We start from the raw sequence: 21224 nt of genomic DNA on the forward strand, positions 1-21224 counted from the left end.
ATGTATCGTTTAATTATAAAAAATGGATTATCGATTAGTTTACTCACGCTTACCGCTAGTTTCGCTGTGATAGCTTCACCACCATTTGTTCCAGTTACTTTGGACAAACTTAATATTCCTAATAAACAATGTAATGTCAGAGATTATGGCGCTGAAGCAACAGGTATTTGGTATGATACAAAAGCATTTCAAACCGCTATTAATGATTGTGCGCAAAATGGCGGTGGTAAAGTTATTGTTCCTGCGGGTTATTACCTATCTGAACCTCTATTTTTAAAAAGTAATATTGAATTTCATTTAGAAAAAGGGGCGGTAGTACAAGCTTCAGCAGAGGAAAGTGCATATCATCCTTCAGAAGAACAAAAAAAATGGTCATCATCAGCTGAATCATTACCACTAACAAAACAATGGATTGGGTTTATTAATATTGCAGAAGAAAAAAATATTGCTATCACCGGTGAAGGAATTATTGATGGGCAAGGTTCAACGCTTTTAGAAAAATACCGCGCCGAGACTCGTCAAGCCGGAAAAAAGGGACCAACCAATCGCCCACGTCTACTTTTATTTAAAAACGCTAACAATATTTTAGTTGAAGGCGTCACAATACAAAATTCGCCAAGTTTTCATATTGTTTTTAAAAATGTGGAAGATATTACAATTAATAAAACAACAATATCCGCTCCAGCTTGGTGGCAAAACACCGATGCCATTGATCCAATGGATAGTAGAAGAGTCAGTATTACAAAAAACACAATAAGTGTGGGTGATGACCATGTTGCAATTAAATCAACAGTAAACAACCTTAGCCATGATTTTTATATTGCAGATAATAACTTTATGCTCGGTCGTGGATTATCTATTGGTTCAGAAACATATGGCGGTGTGAGCAATTTACTGGCAGAAAATAATACCTTTACCGATGCGATGTATGGTATTCGAATCAAATCGCCAAGAGGCAAAGGTGGTGAAGTTAAAGATATTGAGTATAACAATACAACAATGGTCAATGTAAAAACGCCAATTGTTTTGTCAGCTTATTATAAAGGCGGCCCAACAACAAAAGATGCAAAAATTAAAGCGTTGCAAGAAGGTGAATTTGCTGGTGGATTTATGTTAGGCGATCAGATTTATCCTGCGGATACTGAACAACCAAAAGAGCATAAACAAACCCCATACTTCAATAACATTAGCTTCAATAATCTTACTGTAAAAGGTAAAAGTAATTACGCTGGTTTTATTATTGGAACACCAGAAAAGCCATTCAATAATATTAGATTTTCAAACATCAATATTGAAGCGGAAAATGGTTTTAAAATTCGTAACGCATCAGTTGAGTTTAGTCACACTAAAATTAATGTAGAAAAAGGATCAGATATTATTAAAGAAAAAGGAAGTCATATTACTCATAAATAGTAATTTGGTGGCTCAGATTTGAGCTAATAAAAAATTCACAAACTAGAGCGTTACCAATTGAAACTGTCAAACCGACAAACAAAACAGGTAACGCTTATATTTCTGACTCAAAATTAACGCAATAAATAGTCTTATTAAATTTACTTGAAGAACTACAGAATATTTCATTGATCTTCGCTAAAAAGTGCATTATCTATCATTAATTTCCGTGAAATCAAAATCGACTAAGCACAAGCAAGACATCACACTCTTGTTCATTATGCTGTTTTTTAATTTTTCTTTTTACCACAACGTGATCTCTCATTAATCGTTTTGACTTTAAAAGCTCGCCTCTAAAATGATTTTTATCCGTTCAATGTAAATTAAGTAATTCAATATAGAACTCAAAACTTAATGAAATGGTATAGACTCCTCAATTATTTTTACAAATAAACGTCAATCAACCCAGAAAATCATCAACTAAAAAGTTTAATTAATGTTCCATAATCAAGATCAATAATTTGCTACCAATTGATTATTCGCATATTGTATTTGATGATTTGTGATCCAAAACACAATATAAAACATCGGTTTAATTATAATGATCTTAAGTTATGTTATTGAGTTTGGAGCTAAAAAATGGACCTTTTTCTAAATATATTTGGTCAGCCAGCTATTATTATTGCATTAGTTGCGTTCATAGGATTGGTACTACAGAGAGCAAAACTTTCTAAAATTATTACTGGCACCCTACTTTCATTTATTGGGTTTGTGTTAATTAAAACGGGTGGAAAAATCTTAGGTGGCGTGTTAATTATGTTCAGTAACATGTTTACTCATGCATTTGGAATGCATGGGGTCGTACCAAGTAATGAAGCCATTACCGCATTGACGATGGAATCACTTGGTACTAGTGCAGCCTTTATCCTCTTTTTTGCGATGATAATTAATCTACTATTAGCAAGATTTACCCGCTTTAAATCGATTTATTTATCATTGCATTTAGTGCTATTCATGGCATTTTCATTTACCGCAGTTTTACAAGGTATGGGCTATAATGGCTATATTATTGTTGCAACTGGCGCAATGATTATTGGCCTTTATATGGCGATATTTCCAACTTTACTCTCTAAATTTAGCCGTACAATAATAGGGAATAATGATTATTGTATTGCCCATGCTGGTACCGTTTCATACTTATTAGGTTCCTATTTAGGTAAATGGCTAGGAAATAAAAAAAATGATATCGAAAAGATTAAAATAAATGATCGTTTTAGCTTTTTGAGGCAATCAGATGTTGCGACTTTTATTACCATGTTTGTTTTACTAGGCTTATCCGGTGCTTTTTCATCCGCTGAGTATTTGAAAGAGATACTTAAAAACAATACGTTTATTATTTTTGCGTTGGAACAATCCGCTATTTTTGCCGGAGGACTCTATATTGCCAAAAAAGGGATCGCTATTTTTACTGAAGAAATCATCCCAGCTTTTAAAGGATTTGCCCAAGTTGTCGCACCTGGTTGTGTACCGGCAGTCGATCCAATGGTGTTATTTGATAAATCACCAAATTGTGTATTAGTTGGTTTTATTGTGAGTTTCTTTACTGAAATAGCTTGTGTGGTTGTTTTCCCTTTTATTGGTTTACCTATTATCATTCCCGGAATTATGGCAAGCTTCATCACTGGTGGAACAGCAGCAATATTTGGTAACTCAACAGGTGGAGCAAGAGGAGCGGTTATTGCCTCTTTCGTTAATGGTTTACTTTTATGTGTGTTGCCAGCCCTCGCATTACCTCTCTTTAAATTTTTAGGTGTTGAAGGTGTAACCTTTGCTGATCCTGATTTCACATCCTTATCGTTAATCACTGAATTTATTGTTAAGCTATTTAGTTAATCAAAAAGTCCGTTGCTATACGGACTTTTTCTCGATAAATTTAAATTAAATCAAACATTAATATTTTTGAGTTTCTTTGATAATTATAGAGTTGTTTCTTTTTAATCGGCAGATCATCCACTTCAGCTGGATTAAAACCTTTTTCACGAAACCAATGAATGCTTCGAGTGGTAAGCACAAAGATTTTTTCTAATCCTAAATTATTAGCACTTTCTGAAATTTTTTCTAATAATAAATCACCGCGTGATGAGTTTCTATATTGCGGATGAATCGCCAAACAAGCCATTTCACCCATTTTTTCTTCTGGATAAGGGTAAAGCGCAGCACAGCCAATTGTCATATTATCACGTTCAATAATAGTGAATTTGTCAATTTCCATCTCTAATTGTTCTCGTGAACGTTTAACTAAGATACCCTGCTCTTCAAGTGGTCGAATCAGCTCCAATATTCCACCTATATCATTGATTGTTGCCAAGCGAACTTGCTCTGAATGTTCCATTGCAACTTGTGTACCAATACCATCGCGAGAAAACAGTTCTTGCAAAATAGAGCCATCGACTAAATAGCTAACTAAATGGCTACGGCGGACGCCATTACGACATGCTTTGGATGCCGCACGCAAAAAACGAGCCTCACTAGATAGGTGTTTACCACATTCTTCTTTGCGATTAACATAATTATCAGCATCCACTGGGAACAGATCAGTTATTACATGATTTTGTTCATCAAGTACACCTTGTTCTGCACAAAAACTGATGAGTTTATCGGCTTTTAAGCGAATAGCAACTTCAGCAGCAATATCTTCAGATGCTAAATTAAAACTTTCGCCAGTTACCGAGACACCTACAGGACCGAGCAAGACAATAGAACCTCGCTCTAATTGTTCAGCAATAGCTTCGTTGTTTATGCGGCGAATTTTGCCTGTATGACAATAATCGACACCTTCATCAACCCCTAATGGCTGAGCAATGACAAAATTACCGCTAACTACACTAATATGAGCACCTTGTAACGGGGTATTATTTAAACTCATAGATAAACTTGCGGTTATGTTGAGCTGTAACAGACCAGTAACTTGCTTGATGATATCTAATGTAGTTGCATCAGTAATACGTGTATTTTTATGGTATTTAGGTGTAATGTGATGGTTTTTTAACGACGCATCAATTTGGTTACGTGCACCATTAACAATAACGAGTTTAATACCGAGACTGTAAAGCAATCCAATATCACTGATGATACTTGAATAATTATCACTGTTTAGGACAGCACCAGTAAGTAAAATCACAAATGTTTTACCCTGATGCGCATTAATATAAGGTACTGAATGTCTTAAACCTTCAACTAACTCAGTTGTACGCTCTTTCATTTACACAACCTTTTAAATTGAATATTTATTCATTATTTGTGTATTTTTATTTATTTTTATTTTGATCGCAAGCAGTTTTTGAAAATAATTGAGAAAAGAAATTTTATTCATGTAACAGTAAAAATTTCAATTATTAAATTGAAATAATTGATTTTATGAATGTGATTTGTTTAATCTATAAAAAAGAGCCTGCAAGTAACCGCAAACTCTTAAGATTAAAATATTTTGTTAAATGAATTATTGAGCTTTATCTACTCTTTTAGGAAAGTTAAATATTTTTTGGTAACGCATCAAGACAACAATTGCTAATAATGTTCCTAAACCAGCAATAATTGCATCACTAAGCATAACATAACGCAAACCAAAATTTGTTGATATCCAACCAATAAAAAATGGTATTACGGTAGTTGCAATACTTGACGATGTGAAGAAAATACCCAATACTTTTCCTTTACCCGATGGAAAAAATTCGGCCATTGTTGTTAATGCTAACTGCAATACGCCACCTGCTGCTGTAAATCCAAGCACAAAACCTCCGATAATACACATTATTGGTGTTGGATGACTATAAAGAATAATTAACATTAACATTGAAAATAAAGGATATATAACAACAATATAAATAGGTCTTACCAAACTTTTTACTAAAATTGAAGTTAAAAATACACTGGCTAATGTGCCAATACCGTATGATGAAAATGCCTGAATCGCGCCAGATGAGTCCATACCAGCAACTGTTTGTGAAAAATCTTTTAAACAAGATGAGACTAAATAAAATGTCGCTGTAGAGGTAAAACCAATCACAATAAAGCATATACCTTCAATAAAAAAATTAGCTTTTTGTTTCAATGTTGGTGTCTCGTTTTCCAAAGTTTGTAGATCTTTCTCTTTTTCCTTTGTAGTAACTTTATAATTCGGAAATGGCATTTTTAATACAATTAACGCATTTAATCCTAAAATAATACAACATAATATAAATGACCAACCAAAATAACCATGGTTAGCCATAATAATACCCACAATAATTGGCAGTACAGATTGACCGGCGGCAATGGCTCCTTTAATTAAAATTGACGCTGACCCTGGTGATTTTGGAAATGCTTCCATTAAAGCTGGATAAGTACCAGCATCTAATGTTGAGTTAGCTATACCGCCTAAGACGGCAAACATAAATGCAATTTGCACATTCGGGCTTACTAAAATACCGAGTAAAAATCCAATATAAAATAGGGCTCCTAAAACTATAAACGGTTTACGTCCAAATGTATCTGAAAGAGTTCCCATAATAAATAAAACTAATAATCGACCGACACCTAACCCCATCATGACATTATAAACACTTTGTTTAGCTTCACCTACTAATCCAAGTTGTTCCGGTGTTAATGAATCTTTTGTAATACTAAATAAATAGGCAAGCTCTGGATTAAATTGTGCGGCTAAATAATCAATATTAAGCCCAAGAATTATCGCTCCCATTCCGTGCACAAAATAGTTCATATATAAACAAACTGAGGTGCCTAAATATTTATTTAACATTTATTATTTCCTTTAAACTTTCATTTTTTATTTCGAATAATTATTTGGTTTTTAAAAACTTTATTAAAATTTTGTCCTATATTTTTTTCATATCAATCACTTGTTTAAATCGATAAAAGACAATAGAACCAAGTATTACACTAGACAACGCGATAAAAAAGTCGATCAAAATAGCATAACTTACATTATAGATAGCTAATTTAGGAACAATGAGCGGTATAACAATAAAGGATAACCCACTAAACGTATACATACACCCTACAGCTATACCTTTGCGTGTTGGAAACAATTGCTGCATAACAACTAGAGTTAATTGAAGTACACCTCCTGCTGCTGTAAATCCCATACCAATTGCGGCGATAACACACATCATAGGTGAAATATTAAAGTAAAATAGGATTAATACTATTGCAGAGAGTAAAGGTAATATAATGATACAATATATTGGTTTTAATAAATGTTTAACGATAAATGCCGTTACAAAGACCGAGATAATTGATGCGGTACTATAATAGCTAATCAATTGTTTAGCTTCGATATCGCTCATATTAACCCCATTAATGGCAATTGTAGGTAACCACTGTAAAATTATGACAAACGTTGCTGTTGTAGTGAATCCCATAATGATCAACAAAACGCCTTCAACTTCGAACTTAGGTTTAGCTTTGAAATAATTTTCAGTACCACCGTTACCTTTTATTGCAGTTTCTTTGTTAGGAAAATTTTGAGGAAATAAAATTAAACTATTAATAACTAAATAAGCAGTAAAGCCAAGAAACGCCCAACCATACCAGATTTTGTTTGTATCAAAAAAAGTGACAATGAATGGAAGAATTAGTGTTCCAATAGAAATAAATGCTTTAATAAGGACACTTGCAGAACCCGCTGAACGTGGAAAACACTCTGTCAGAGCAGGCATTGAACCTGTATCTAAAAAAGAATTGCCAGCCCCTACTGCAATTGCAAGACAAAAAGCGATATGAATATTGGTACAGAAAGTCATGCCAATAAAGAAAATCGCATAGCAGGCCATACCCAGATAGATAAAAAGTTTTCTTCCAAATTTATCTGATAAAATTCCACCTGCAAACATTAGAAAAATCTTACCAATCCCTATACCAGAAGCAACATAGCCAAGACCAATCATATCTGTGTTAAGCTGCTTTGAAAGATCTAGAGAAAATTGCATAATCACAATCAATGCGATACTTTGAATAATATAATTTGCATAAATAGATCCGACTATTCCATAAGAATTTATTTTTCGATTATCCATTTGCTATACTCCATATGTAGAATTAAATTTTTAACCTTATAATTGTATTCAATATACAAGCATCAGCATTAATCTGAAAGCAATAACGACAAATTTATTGTTAAACTTTACATTTTTCACATTTATCTATAGATTTGAATTTATCTATAAATAAAAGCAGCATAATATTGAATAAAAATCAAACTTACCAATAGGTTTTTTTTATAAATTATTAAATAATTATTTTTATTTATTATCAATAAAAATACCACTTTATTAAGTGGTATTTAGTAAAAGAGTATTCAGTTAGTTTTGCAACATGTGAAGTATATTAGTGAGTATTAGAGCTTCATCCTGTTCAACATTAACAACATGATGTGCTGCATCATGATATAGCGGTAATCGCTCAGCCAATACTTTTTCCATTTCATCAACAATAGACAGACCTGTCAATGAAGGTCGCTGAGCAATATTAGGATCTTTCATTAAACGTGCAGCTAATGTTTCAGCAGTGGCCGATAAAAAAATGACAGTCCCATTTTGTTTCATAAAATGGCGATTATGATCAGCGAGTACCATTCCGCCACCGGTAGCAATGACTCGATTAGGCTTCGTTGTATCAATTAAAATCTGGCTTTCTCTGGCTCTAAAGCCTTCCCAACCTTCTTTTTCAACAATTTCAGCTACTGTTTTTTTTGTAGTTTCAAGTAAATAACAATCTGTATCAATGAAAGAAAACGATAGCTTATTTGCAAGCATTTTTCCCATTGTTGTTTTGCCAGCTGCTCTGGCACCTACTAAAAAAATAGTATTATTCATATTGAGTCATGTCCTTTCAAATTTACAGCTTATAGAATATACCGTCTATGCTAGTGATTCACTCTAAATTTTGCAATATTTTTTTTACATATTATAATAAATTTAAAAAGACATTGATTTTTATAAAATAATTTAATATATTTCAATCCATATTCGTAAACAATAGTTTACACATTATTAAAGATATCTCTAAATATAAATATTGGTTGCATTATATTTTATTAACACAATTTTTCTAACCCCCGAAAATATAACTCTGTAGCAATAGATTGATGTAATCGCCATTGAATGATATCAAGTTTTGGATTCACTTTCTTGAACTCTTCATAGGTCAAAAAATAGCGAATAGTACTACTACCAACCCGATCATTAATACTATTAATGATAATATTGACTTTATCAGTTCGGAGTTTTTTTAATTCTTGCATTGCTGTAACAACATATTGGGGAACAGGGCTAGTGCCTTTTTCCCAATTATGCCATGTACTAACATCAGTTTTACCAATATATTCACTTGCCTCTGAAACTTTTAGCATAAGGAAGCGACGATACGCTTGCAATTCTAGGTTAGTCATAAATACTCCTCCTTAACATATTTTTACATATACTGTAACTCTACATATGGTACCAATATCATCCATTGAAATAACGTTTTTAAAATAAAATTTAAACATATAGATATCAGCAATACATCTAATTTAAATTAATTAGATAAGTCAATACTTTTACTTATTAATCATTTTCCTGCTAGAGCATCAATTACAGCTTGTTTTGCCCGTTCAGAAAGATCTTTGCCTGTCCAAATTTTAAATTGAGCATTTGCTTGCCCGATAAACATCTCTCGACCTGAAATTGATTCCCAACCAGCTTTTTCAGCTTCTTGTCTGAATCGAGTATTATAGGGCGTATATACGATATCATACGCAATACCTTTACCTTTAAACCATGCTTGTTCATAAGGTGTTTGCTCTTCAAATTTACCTGTCATACCCAATGGAGTCGAATTAATAATTATTTGTGCTTCTACTTTACTTCTATCTTGCCATGTAACGGTTTTAAGATTGAACTCATTTGCTAACGATTGTGGTAAATCATCAACAATATCAGTGACAGTAATATCTGTATAACCGAGATCTTGTAATCCAACTACTGCTGCTCGTGCGGCCCCCCCCGCCCCAAGTAATAAAACTCTTTTGTATTCGGCTGGCAAATTCTTTTCTCTAAGTGGTTCCATAAAACCAACAATATCCGTATTATCACCACAAAGCTTATCGCCATCCCAATAAACTAAATTAGCTGCCCCCGCTTTTTTTACATGCTCTGTGACTTCATCTAAATAAGGAATAATTGTCTGTTTGTGTGGGATAGTGACACATAATCCACGTATATTTAATAATCTTACAGATTTAAATAACGTTGGAATTTCTTCTGGAGGAGTAGGAAATGGAACTAAAACAGCAGCAATACCATAATCTTGAAATGAGGTAGTATGAATAAGTGGACTCATACTGTGACCTAAAGGATAACCGATAATACCGTATATACTATATGGCTTAAACTGACTCATATAATCTCCTTGAAAGTTGAAAAATCAAAAGGCATAAATAAAATCTTAATCCTAATTATTAAAACACATTTATTATAAAATTGAATCATTTTTTCTAAAATTACAGAAGAAGTTAAGATTTTGTTTTATAATAATTTGTTTAATTTATAAAAAATAATTCCTACTCTATCAAAAGAATATTTTGAACAGAATTTAACTTTTTAATTTTTCACTGTTTCAAGGTAATATTTTGACATCTCAAATAGCAAGATAATTTTAGCGGCCAAAAATAGCATCATCACTATGCTCAATTAGGAAATGATAAAACTTTTGTGGTGCAGGCAATAAAGGTCTATTTTTCATTGTTGCAATGAAAATATCTCTTTTTTGATAACATTTATTCATGGGAACAAGAGTAACATTAAATTCTTCAGGAATAAGTACTCTTGGCATAATGCCTATACCATAATTTATGGAAGCCAAACCCATCATGGCACTTTCTGTTTCAACATGACAAGCAATATTGGGTTGCAAACCCGTTTTAGTTAACATATCATCTATCACAGTTTTTATACCGTTTTTTTCATTAAAAAGAATTAGAGGTTCATGAATCAATTCTTTTAAATCAAGTTTTTTACGTTTAGATAAAGGATGATCATTAGAAATAATAAAAACAAGTTCTTGCTTAGTTAACTTTCGAAAGTGAACATCGGGTTCATTTTGTAAATGAGAGCAAATTCCAATCTCATACTTTTTTTCTCTAAGTCCTTCAATAATATTTTGTGATGTCCCTTCATAAAAAGAAAACGTAATGTCGTTATTTTCAGGTTCAGCTAAAAAAGCTTTAATGATTTTAGGGATATAATTTGAGCTAATGGAGTAGATAAAAGCCAACCCAATATGTCCATGGGAAACATTGAGCAATTCTTTAACAAATTGTTCACCTTCCGATAGTGCATTTAATGCTTGCTCAACATAGGTTAAATATTGTTTACCTTCTTTAGTTAACTCTACATTTCGGCCTCGTTTTTGAAACAATTTAATTCCAATTTCCTTTTCAAGTTCTGAAATCGAATGGCTTAAACTTGGTTGACTAATCGAAAAATAGTCCGAAGTAGATGTGTAATGTTGAGTTTTTGCAAGCAATTGGAAATATTTTAATTGTTTCAAATTCATATAGTCAAACATTCTTTAATGATTTATACCCAAGACAGTATAGGATAAATATTTATTAACACAATATTTGTATTTGGGTTTTATTTGAATGACATTTACTTAAACTTATTTTAAGCTTACATAAGATAATGCTTGAGAATTTGTGTATAACAGCGTATACTTCGCTACCTCATTATTGTGGGTGTAGTGTGAGAGGTTAGACTGCTTCTCAGATAGAACTGCAGCAAACTAAAAGCCTGACGAGGTTAATTCCATTAACATATTACGCCCAAGGCTTAAGCATAGAAATTTCGGAGAATTATTGACATGTCACGAGTATGCCAAGTAACAGGAAAAGGTCCTTTAGTGGGAAATAATCGTTCTCATGCGATGAATGCTACTAAACGTCGTTTTCTACCAAATCTTCAAACTCACCGTTTCTGGGTTGAGAGTGAAAAACGTTTTGTAAAATTGCGTATATCTGCTAAAGGTATGCGAACTATCGATAAAAAGGGTATTGATGCAGTTTTAGCTGAACTTCGTGCCCGTGGTGAAAAGTACTAATAAGGAAACCCTATCATGGCAAAAGGTGTACGCGAAAAAATTAGATTAGTTTCTTCTGCTGGTACAGGTCATTTTTATACCACTAGCAAAAATAAAAGAACTATGCCTGAGAAAATGGAAATCAAAAAATACGATCCCGTTGTTCGTCAGCATGTTATTTATAAAGAAGCTAAAATTAAATAGTTATCTAATAAATAAAAAAACCCAGCAAATGCTGGGTTTTTTTATATCATTATATAAAATTCTCTTAATATTATTTGTAATAAATTATGCAATATATTTTATTTATCTAGGATGAGCAAAAGACGGATAATTCATTTCAAATATTAAAGAATATAAATTATACCTGTTTAAGTAAAATAAATTATTTATTAAAATTTTACAAAAAAAAAGCTTCAGTAAAACTGAAGCTTTTTTAAGAAAATAGTTAATACGTTATTTTAAATAGTGTTGTTCATATACTTTTGCTTTTTTATCATCAAAAGCATGTTCCCAACGAGCAATAACAATCGCTGCTAATGCATTACCTACAACGTTAACAACAGTTCTACCCATATCTAAAATACGCTCTACCCCCATAATATAACCAATACCCTCAAGTGGAATACCTACACTACCAAGGGTTGCAGATAAAACAAGAATTGAAGCACCTGGTACACCTGCTATGCCTTTAGAAGCAATCATCAATGTTATAACAATAATAATTTGATCTAGAATAGTTAAATCAATATGAAATAACTGAGCCAAAAAGATGACCGTAATACTTTGATAAAGCGTTGAACCATCGAGATTGAAGGAATAACCAGTTGGAATAACAAAACTTGTGATCGATTTTGGAGCACCATATGCTTCCATCTTTTCAATAATTTTGGGTAATGCCGTTTCAGAACTGGCTGTTGAAAATGCTATGACTAACTCTTCTTTTAATATTTTTAAAAGGGTAAAAATATTAAATCTACAAAGTTTACATACAAGTCCTAATACTACTAATGTGAAAATAATCATTGCTGAATAAACAGTTAAAATTAATTTAAACAACGGTAGAAGAGATTCAAATCCATATTTAGCAACTGTTACTGTGATGAGCGCAAAAACACCAATTGGCGCATAACGCATAATCATATTGGTTACTTTAAACATGGTGTCAGATACCACTTTTAAGAAGAAAACAAATGGTTCACGTTGTTTATCTGGTAACGACATTAAACCTAAACCGAAAAAGACACAGAAAAAGATAACTGGCAAAACAGCGCCATCAGTCATAGCTTTGAAGATATTAGCTGGGATCATATCTAGTATCATCACAATCAAACCATGAGGTTTTCCGCTTAATTCTTCTGCGGCTTTAGTATATTTAGTGATATCTGTCGTTGCTAAGGTTGTTGAATCAATTCCCGCACCAGGTGCAAAAATATTTCCCCACAAAAGCCCTAATAAGATGGCAATCGTGGTGATAATTTCAAAATAGAGAATTGTTTTGAAACCCAATGTTCCTAATCTTTTTGAACCACCAATACCTGCAATGCCTAAAGTTAGAGTACTGAGTATAATAGGTAATACAATCATTTTAATTAAACGAATAAAGATATCACCTGCTGGTTGAAAAATGTTAACTATCGAAAATTGATAGTATGAATGTAAAGGATGGCTTGGGACAGAAAGTTCAAATAAATAAGCGCCCATCGCTACGCCTAGTATCAAAGCAATTAAAATTTGCCATGCAAGATTCGTTAAGATTTTCTTTAAAAAAAATGACATTTAATACTATTCCTTTTCTGGATTTTATAAATAAAAAAGGATTAGTTATAACTAATCCTTTTTGATAATTAAAAATTATTCTTCGGACTCCAGAGCTGAATTCTGCCGTTCCTCATCTTGAGAAAAATCAGATTCACTTTCCTCATCCTCAGTTTCAGCTATTCTCTGTAATCCAACCACTTTCTCGTTATCTGCTGTACGAATAAGCATAACACCTTGTGTATTTCGGCCAACGATACTTACTTCTGATACACGGGTACGTACAAGCGTTCCAGCATCAGTGATTAACATAATTTGATCCGTTTCATCAACTTGAACGGCACCAACGACTTCACCATTTCTTTCACTAACTTTGATAGAAATCACTCCTTTGGTTGCTCGTGATTTAGTTGGATATAATTCTTGTTGTGTACGTTTACCGTAACCGTTCTGTGTTGCGGTTAAGATCGCGCCATCACCACGAGGAACAATAAGTGAAACAACTTTATCATTACTATCAAGTTTGATACCTCTAACCCCTGCTGCTGTTCGTCCCATGCAGCGGACTTTATTAGCTGGGAAACGAACAACTTTGCCATTAGCAGAAAATAACATAATGTCTTCAGTAGTTGAAAGCAGAGTAACCTCTTCATCCTCACTTTCAATATCCTCAACAACATTATCATCATTAAGTTCTTCATCATCGCAAACAGCAGAAGGATCATTACTTGTTAGATCAATACCAATTAATTCATCATCATCACGTAAATTAATTGCGATAATACCACCACTTCTAGGACGGCTAAATTCAATTAATGAAGTTTTCTTAACTGTACCTTGTGCAGTTGCCATAAATACACAATGTTCATCATCAAATTCTCGGACTGGTAGAATTGCAGTAATTCGTTCACCTGCTTCAAGTGGTAATAAATTGATAATTGGACGTCCACGTGAACCTCTACTTGCTTCAGGTAATTGATAGACTTTCATCCAATATAACCGTCCACGGCTTGAGAAACAAAGAATAGTATCATGTGTATTTGCTACTAGTAATTTTTCAACAAAATCTTCTTCTTTGATTTTGGTTGCAGATTTACCTTTACCACCTCGACGTTGCGCTTCATAATCAGATAAAGGTTGGTATTTTACATAGCCTTGGTGTGAAAGAGTTACAACAACATCCTCTTGAGCAATAAGATCCTCAATATTAATATCAGCACTGCTTGCTGTGATCTCAGTTTTTCTTGCATCTTGAAATTGATCACGAACCGCTTCAAGCTCTTCACGAATCACTTCCATTAAACGTTCTGGACTAGCTAAAATATGTAATAACTCACTAATTTGAATAAGTAATTGTTTATACTCATCCAAAATCTTTTCATGTTCTAGACCCGTTAAACGATGTAGACGAAGATCTAAAATAGCCTGTGCTTGTGCTTCTGATAGGTAATAATAACCATCACGAATACCAAATTCTAGTGCTAAATCTTCTGGTCGGGCAGCATCATTACCCGCTTTTTCGAGCATTGCTGCTACATGACCAAGCTGCCAAGCTTGAGATAATAATTTACTTTTAGCTTCAACTGGTGTTGATGCAGCGCGAATTAATTCGATAATGGGATCAATGTTAGCTAGCGCAATAGCTAATCCTTCTAAAACATGAGCTCTTTCACGAGCTTTACGTAATTCATAGATAGTTCTACGAGTGACTACTTCACGTCGATGAAGCACAAAGGCTTCAATCATATCACGTAAATTTAAAAGTTTAGGTTGCCCATTATGTAAAGCTACCATATTGATACCAAAGGAGACTTGCAATTGAGTCAATGAGAATAAGTTATTTAATACAACCTCAGCGACAGCATCTCGTTTAATTTCAATAACAATTCGCATCCCATCTTTATCAGATTCATCACGCAGTGCTGAGATACCTTCAACTTTTTTGTCTTTGACTAATTCTGCTATTTTTTCGATCAGTTTTTTCTTATTAACTTGATATGGAATCTCATTAACAATGATTGTTTCACGTCCAGTATGATCATCAACTTCGATAGTTGCTTTAGAACGAATATAGATAATACCACGTCCGGTTCGGTAAGCATTTTCAATACCCTTTCGGCCATTAATTAAAGCGGCAGTAGGGAAGTCAGGCCCATGAATATGTTCCATTAATCCATCGACTGAAATATTTTCATCTTCAATAAAAGCAAGGCAACCATTAATGACTTCAGATAAATTATGAGGAGGGATATTAGTTGCCATACCCACTGCGATACCTGAAGAACCATTGATTAGTAGATTAGGAATACGCGTTGGCAATACATCAGGGATCATTTCTGAGCCGTCATAGTTTGGAGAGAAATCAACAGTTTCTTTATCAAGATCAGTCAATAACGCGCCTGCAAACTTTTGCATACGTATTTCAGTGTAACGCATTGCTGCAGCCGAATCACCATCAACAGAACCAAAATTGCCTTGACCATCAACTAACATATAACGTAATGAAAATGGCTGTGCCATACGTACGATTGTGTCATATACAGCAGAGTCACCATGCGGATGGTATTTACCAATGACATCCCCAACGACACGAGCAGATTTTCGATAAGGTTTATTCCAATCGTATCCGGCTTCATGCATGGCAAAAAGGACCCTTCTATGGACCGGTTTTAAGCCATCGCGTACATCAGGTAAAGCACGCCCAACAATGACAGACATTGCATAGTCAAGATAAGAGGATTTTAGCTCATCTTCAATATTAACGGGGGTTATTTCTTTGGCTAGTTCGGTCATAACACCATATTCTCTTATTAAATTAGGTCATCAAAATAGCTTGTAATTATAGCATAAAATTCGTTATTAATGCAGGACTATACTGTTTTTATTTCAACTTATTCATGTTGAATAAACAAAGTATTTTCAATTAATTGGCATAAACAATTTAAAATCATGGCATGCATTTCATATGCCATTACTTTTTTGTAAGATGGAACTCTTATTTCAATATCATTTTGACCTAGTAAGCCAATAACTTCACCACCATCAAAGGCAGTTAAAGCTACAATTTTCATATCTTTAATCACTGCTTCTTGAACAGCACGAATAATTGAACGGCTGTTACCTTGGCAAGTCAATACGATCAAAATATCACCGCGATGACCCAAAGCTTGTATTTGGCGAGCATATACTTCTTCATGATTAGCAATTGCACTCAATAATACATTATCCGATACCAAAGCTATAGCGGGTATGCTGGGCCTTTCTATATTAATACTGGTAATTAATCGAGAAGTAAAACTTTGTACATTTGCAGCTGATGAACCATTGCCACAACTCATAATTTTATTACCATTAAGTAAACCTTGAACAATAATGCTTGCCGCTTTTTCAATTGATGTACCTAAAGACTCAGCCATTACAATTTGAGTTTGAATACTCTCAGTAAAATAATTTTTAATTAAATCTTGCACGTTTTTCACCTAAAAATTAAAACGCATTAATAATCCATTTTTGGTTTTTGCCCGTAATGGCAAAAATATCAAATCTAAATTCTGTATCATCAATATTCATATTTTCTGACAACATCCAGAGTTGTGCCGCTTGCTTAATTTTATTTTGTTTACTAGATGTTACTGTCATTTCAGCATTACCAAAATTAGCATTTTTTCGATAACGGACTTCAACAAAGACAAGACATTGTTTATCACGCATAATCAAATCAATTTCGCCTAAACGATACTGGCTATTTTGAGCAATAAACAAAAGTCCCTGTTTTAGTAAATATTGACAAGCAATGTCTTCATAATACTTGCCAATTTTTTTGTTATTCTTGTGAATTTGATTTAGATGACACATGGGTATATTGTTGCCAAGATAAAGCACGAGTGACTTCACATTGATCCTTCGTCGATAATTCTCCTGTCATACCATTTAAAAAGTCAGTTTGATAGGAATTGATTTGATTAAAGCGATTTGCGAGTCTCCATGCATCTATCCCCATTGCATATAAACGCATTAATGAATAATTTTTCTTGATATTATGAGGGATCATTTCTGACACATTATCAGAATAATTAACGATCATTGGGATTTCAGCATACTCTGTATGATTCATATCATAATTAAAATCCTCTGAAGCATTCGCCACATGACTTTTAGAGCTTGTGTAGATCATAAGTGATGATGAATTACCAACTGTTCTTCCTGCTGCCATATCAATCATTGGTTTTATAAGAGTTAGTTCATCGTATGAGGCATAAATATAGACAGCGTCAAAATTATCGGATTGATCTTCTGTATTATTTGTTAAAATCGGCGTTCCAGTAAGTGTTATCCCAACATCACGATTCATACCAGAACTTAATGTACTTTTATTACCAAAATATTGGACATAAGCTTGTGAGCTATCAGATGATAATTCAGACCATTTTTTGGCAAAACTTTGAGCCACACGTTGACCGAGATCATTTTGAGGAACAAGCAATAACGGCTTTAATTTGTTTTGCGCATAAATATGATCTGCTGCATCTTGTGCTTCATCTTCTGGTGATAATGCGAAATAACACATTTTACTCGCTGTGGTGGAACTATTATCCACTTTATTTAATGCTAAAACAGGTAAAGAAGGAGATAATTGTTTAATCTTAATCACTTCATCTTTCAATAAGGGGCCAACTATCAATTCTACATTTTGTTCCTTAGCTTGTCTTAGAAGTACATCTATTTCGGTACTTGTTGTATCAAGTAAAACTATACTTTGTTGTGGCTCTTGTGGAAAAAATTTAATAGCATCAAAATAACCTTGTCGAATAGTATCACCAAAAATACGTGATGAACCTGTTAATGGTAATAATAATGCTACTTTTTTAGCATTAGCATCATCAACATTTAATACTGGTTCTCCAGTTAATACAGAAATAATATTTTTAGCAGGATGATCTGGATATTGTATTAACCAATCATTTACAGCCTGTTTTAATAATTGGCTCTGTTTTTGTACTTTTTCTGCAATAATTTCGGGTGTATCATCTTCTTGTGTTTTTAGTTCTATACTATTACGCTTATAAGCATCAGTTAGATTAATCCAACCTTGTAAGGTTATTTCATCTTCATAAACTAAAATGGCATTAATATCTTTAGAACTTAATTTACTAAAAAATTTCCATGTATCATTTAATAATTGTTTTTTCTGGTTTGCTGGGATATATTTTTCTAATTCAATATAATCATGGGCTTGTCCATTAACATCTCTATTTTTTTCATCCAAACTTAATTTAATAAAGTAGTAACGGTATAATTGTGAATTAGTTAATTCATCAGAATTTAACTGTTTGATATTAAATGATTTGCCTGATTTTACGGCAATTTCACCTTGCAATAATAATTTTTCTTTTTGTTGTTTATCATTGAGATCAGAAGATAGTTGAGATAATAAATCCTTTGCTTGAGAAACTTTATTTTCTTTAATTAATGCCTGAATAGCTAATAAATGCCAATTGGTTTTAACATTTCCAGAACTTTGATCCGCGAGAGATAGATAATAACTAGAACTTTTATTTCCATCATAATCATTAAGTTGAGCTTGATTACTTGGGCATCCAGTTAAAAATGTCAATAATGTAGATATTAATATTGTATAAAAGAAATTTTTTAAATTCATACACCTACTCTCTTGTAATTTGCTATCCCCAAATTCGTTGCACATGAACAGTAATTTCTTCGCGATCATGATAAAGCTGTTTAGCCTGAATTTGAACATTGATTTGATTATTATTTAATTCATCGTTGAGTAACTTTATATTTTGTTTTACTTCTTCATACCTTTTTTTCATTGGTAATTTAAGATTAAAAATAGTTTCTCGACACCAACCGTTAATAAGCCATTTGGCTATTAATTGCGTTACTTTAGTCGGCTTTTCAACCATATCACAAACTAACCAATAAATATTATGCTTTTTAGGTATAAATTTAAAGCCATCTTCACGATAATGTTTAACTTGCCCAGTTTCCATTAACTTATCATTCATTGGACCATTATCAATAGCATAAACCATCATACTTCTTTTGACTAATTGATAAGTCCAACCGCCTGGGCAAGCACCTAAATCAACCGCGTTTAAACCACCTTTTAAGCGTTCATCCCATTCCTCATAAGGAATAAAAATATGGAAAGCCTCTTCTAATTTTAATGTAGAACGACTTGGTGCATCAGCAGGAAATTTTAGTCTTGGTATTCCCATATAAAATGGTGAATTATTCTGGCTTAAAGAATAACCAACATAACAACTATTGCTATTAGTAAAAAATAGATGAATAACAGGTTTTGTTGGATTTTCAACTTTTAACAAAATACGTTTACTTCGCAATGCTTGACGAAGTGGTACAGTAAATTTGCGACAAAATCCAGCTAATTCTTTACCTTCATTCGTATCAGGAACTTCTACACGCACATCACCTGCATTATTTATTAGACCAGATAACGCATTAATTATTGAAGTGATCCGATCGTTAGCTGGCAAATTAGTCAATAAATCACCGGATACAAACATTTGTCTAGCAAAAATCAGGGTACGAAAAGAGAGTTTTTTTATCAGTATTGTAGCTTGATCATCTTGATAACATTCAAAAGTGACATACCCACTGTTTTCTATCACTTTGGCAAAACCAAATATTTCTAGTTGTGCAGCTCTATCTGTGATTTCTGCAGCACATTCTTTTTCAAAACCACAACGACAGTATAGAATAATTTTATTTAGTTTTTGCATTTCGTATTTTTACTCATCAAACAGACACTATAAAAAATAATTGGATTAATCAGATTGAACATCATCAGTATACAAAGGTGCTTCCCCCTTTGGACGAGTTTTAAATCGTCGGTGTAACCACATATATTGTTCTGGAGCTTTTAAAATTTCCTTTTCAATAGCTTTATTCATAAAAGTTGCTGCTCGTACATCATCTTCAATAGGATAGCCTTCAAGCGCTGGTGTTACATATACTGTATAGCGACCATTTTTCTCACGCTTAGGTGTAAATGGAATAATGGCGGGTTGTCCTAATTTAACCAATATGCGTGTACCTATCGTAGTTGCTGCTTTTTCTACTGAAAATAATGGAGCAAATACACTATTTTTAGGTCCATAATCATGATCTGGGGCATACCAAAGTAACTCTCCATTTTTTAATGCACGGATCATACCCTTGGTATTATAGCGATCTAACATGTATTTATTAGATTTGAGTCTACCTTTAAGCTGAATATAATCCATTACCAGATTATCATTTGGTCGATAAACCCCTACGCCAGGATGACTCATTCCCAAAATACGCGCTCCCAATTCTAATGTTAAAAAATGGATTCCAATAAGTAAAACACCTTGACCGGATTGCTGTACATTTTTGATATATGGATCACCAACAATAGAAGAATGTTTAGCTAATCTTTTATCAGACCAGAACCATGCCATTCCTGTTTCAAAAATAGCTAATCCTGTGGAAATAAAATTTCTTCGTAATATTTGATCACGTTCAAGCTGTGATTTTTCAGGAAAACAAAGTTTAAGATTTTGTCTTGCTGTTTCTTTACGCTTACCAATTAATTTCATTGAAAGCAATCCTAAACCTTTTCCTAATTGATAAATTACTGGGTAAGGAAATAAAACAATTAAATATAAAATGCCAATACCAAACCACGTTAACCAGTAACGAGGGTGAAGTAGGCGTTTAGTAAAGATAGGATGGATTTCCTGATTTTGACTCATATTAAGATTAAGTTATTGTTAATAACAAAGTTGATTATTATATACTATATCTTGATTTAAAGGGCAAAAAATAGAAAGATCTTCGAAACAATAATTTATTGAATAAAGTATAGTTAATACAGATCACAACAATATATAATTATTTGCTGTGATCTTCGTTCTTTAAATTTTATATGCTAACGTAATATTTTTCTGAAA

General features: G+C 33.0%; 18 protein-coding genes. 4 read left to right on the forward strand and 14 right to left on the reverse strand.

Features of this window, described 5'->3' with window-relative positions; translation table 11 throughout:
- Positions 1–1413 (forward strand): glycoside hydrolase family 28 protein, encoded by a 1413-nt coding sequence (locus J4T76_RS03605; protein WP_267356129.1) that lies wholly within the window; start codon positions 1–3, stop codon positions 1411–1413.
- Positions 1414–2031: 618 nt separating this feature from the next.
- Positions 2032–3285: a PTS ascorbate transporter subunit IIC gene (locus tag J4T76_RS03610; RefSeq protein WP_267356131.1), complete on the forward strand. Its 1254-nt coding sequence runs from the start codon at positions 2032–2034 to the stop codon at positions 3283–3285.
- Between the two features lie 40 nt (positions 3286–3325).
- Here J4T76_RS03610 and argA read toward each other — a convergent pair whose 3' ends face one another.
- The 7 genes from argA to J4T76_RS03645 all read right to left on the reverse strand — a co-directional run bounded on the left by argA (position 3326) and on the right by J4T76_RS03645 (position 10986).
- On the reverse strand, positions 3326–4654 hold the full coding sequence (argA, locus tag J4T76_RS03615; RefSeq protein ID WP_267355030.1) for an amino-acid N-acetyltransferase: 1329 nt from the start codon (positions 4652–4654) through the stop codon (positions 3326–3328).
- A 237-nt stretch (positions 4655–4891) separates the two neighbouring features.
- The gene (locus J4T76_RS03620; RefSeq protein WP_267356133.1) at positions 4892–6190 is read right to left on the reverse strand and encodes an MFS transporter; all 1299 of its coding nucleotides are present in this window, start codon (positions 6188–6190) and stop codon (positions 4892–4894) included.
- A 76-nt stretch (positions 6191–6266) separates the two neighbouring features.
- Positions 6267–7466, reverse strand: a complete 1200-nt coding sequence (locus J4T76_RS03625; protein ID WP_267341581.1) for an MFS transporter — start codon at positions 7464–7466, stop codon at positions 6267–6269.
- 285 nt (positions 7467–7751) lie between these two features.
- Entirely contained in the window at positions 7752–8264 is a 513-nt protein-coding gene (gene aroL, locus J4T76_RS03630; protein WP_267341580.1) for a shikimate kinase AroL, read from the reverse strand.
- 221 nt (positions 8265–8485) lie between these two features.
- Complete coding sequence (locus J4T76_RS03635) at positions 8486–8839, reverse strand: Aca2/YdiL-like domain-containing protein (RefSeq protein WP_267341579.1); 354 nt, start codon at positions 8837–8839, stop codon at positions 8486–8488.
- 161 nt (positions 8840–9000) lie between these two features.
- The gene (aroE, locus tag J4T76_RS03640) at positions 9001–9831 is read right to left on the reverse strand and encodes a shikimate dehydrogenase (protein ID WP_267341577.1); all 831 of its coding nucleotides are present in this window, start codon (positions 9829–9831) and stop codon (positions 9001–9003) included.
- Between the two features lie 255 nt (positions 9832–10086).
- Complete coding sequence (locus J4T76_RS03645; RefSeq protein ID WP_267341575.1) at positions 10087–10986, reverse strand: LysR family transcriptional regulator; 900 nt, start codon at positions 10984–10986, stop codon at positions 10087–10089.
- 306 nt (positions 10987–11292) lie between these two features.
- Here J4T76_RS03645 and rpmB point away from each other — a divergent pair, with 306 nt between their 5' ends.
- Both rpmB and rpmG read left to right on the forward strand, forming a co-directional pair.
- Positions 11293–11529 (forward strand): 50S ribosomal protein L28, encoded by a 237-nt coding sequence (rpmB, locus tag J4T76_RS03650; RefSeq protein ID WP_025314527.1) that lies wholly within the window; start codon positions 11293–11295, stop codon positions 11527–11529.
- A 15-nt stretch (positions 11530–11544) separates the two neighbouring features.
- Entirely contained in the window at positions 11545–11712 is a 168-nt protein-coding gene (rpmG, locus tag J4T76_RS03655) for a 50S ribosomal protein L33 (protein WP_025314526.1), read from the forward strand.
- Positions 11713–11964: 252 nt separating this feature from the next.
- Here rpmG and gltP read toward each other — a convergent pair whose 3' ends face one another.
- The 7 genes from gltP to lpxL form a co-directional block, all read right to left on the reverse strand.
- Positions 11965–13287, reverse strand: coding sequence for a glutamate/aspartate:proton symporter GltP (gene gltP / locus J4T76_RS03660; protein WP_267341570.1), 1323 nt, complete (start codon positions 13285–13287; stop codon positions 11965–11967).
- A 75-nt stretch (positions 13288–13362) separates the two neighbouring features.
- Entirely contained in the window at positions 13363–16059 is a 2697-nt protein-coding gene (gene gyrA / locus J4T76_RS03665; protein ID WP_267341568.1) for a DNA topoisomerase (ATP-hydrolyzing) subunit A, read from the reverse strand.
- Between the two features lie 98 nt (positions 16060–16157).
- Positions 16158–16736 (reverse strand): SIS domain-containing protein, encoded by a 579-nt coding sequence (locus tag J4T76_RS03670; protein ID WP_267341567.1) that lies wholly within the window; start codon positions 16734–16736, stop codon positions 16158–16160.
- Positions 16737–16752: 16 nt separating this feature from the next.
- On the reverse strand, positions 16753–17121 hold the full coding sequence (locus J4T76_RS03675) for a YraN family protein (protein ID WP_267341566.1): 369 nt from the start codon (positions 17119–17121) through the stop codon (positions 16753–16755).
- On the reverse strand, positions 17090–18925 hold the full coding sequence (locus tag J4T76_RS03680; RefSeq protein ID WP_267355035.1) for a penicillin-binding protein activator: 1836 nt from the start codon (positions 18923–18925) through the stop codon (positions 17090–17092). The genes J4T76_RS03675 and J4T76_RS03680 overlap by 32 nt, the downstream gene beginning before the upstream one ends.
- 22 nt (positions 18926–18947) lie before the next feature.
- Positions 18948–20030, reverse strand: coding sequence for a 23S rRNA (cytidine(2498)-2'-O)-methyltransferase RlmM (gene rlmM / locus J4T76_RS03685; RefSeq protein ID WP_267341564.1), 1083 nt, complete (start codon positions 20028–20030; stop codon positions 18948–18950).
- Positions 20031–20075: 45 nt separating this feature from the next.
- Positions 20076–21026 (reverse strand): LpxL/LpxP family Kdo(2)-lipid IV(A) lauroyl/palmitoleoyl acyltransferase, encoded by a 951-nt coding sequence (lpxL, locus tag J4T76_RS03690; RefSeq protein ID WP_267341563.1) that lies wholly within the window; start codon positions 21024–21026, stop codon positions 20076–20078.
- Positions 21027–21224 lie beyond the last annotated feature (198 nt).

The sequence above is a fragment of the Gilliamella sp. B3022 genome, assembly GCF_028751545.1.
Classification (GTDB): domain Bacteria; phylum Pseudomonadota; class Gammaproteobacteria; order Enterobacterales; family Orbaceae; genus Gilliamella.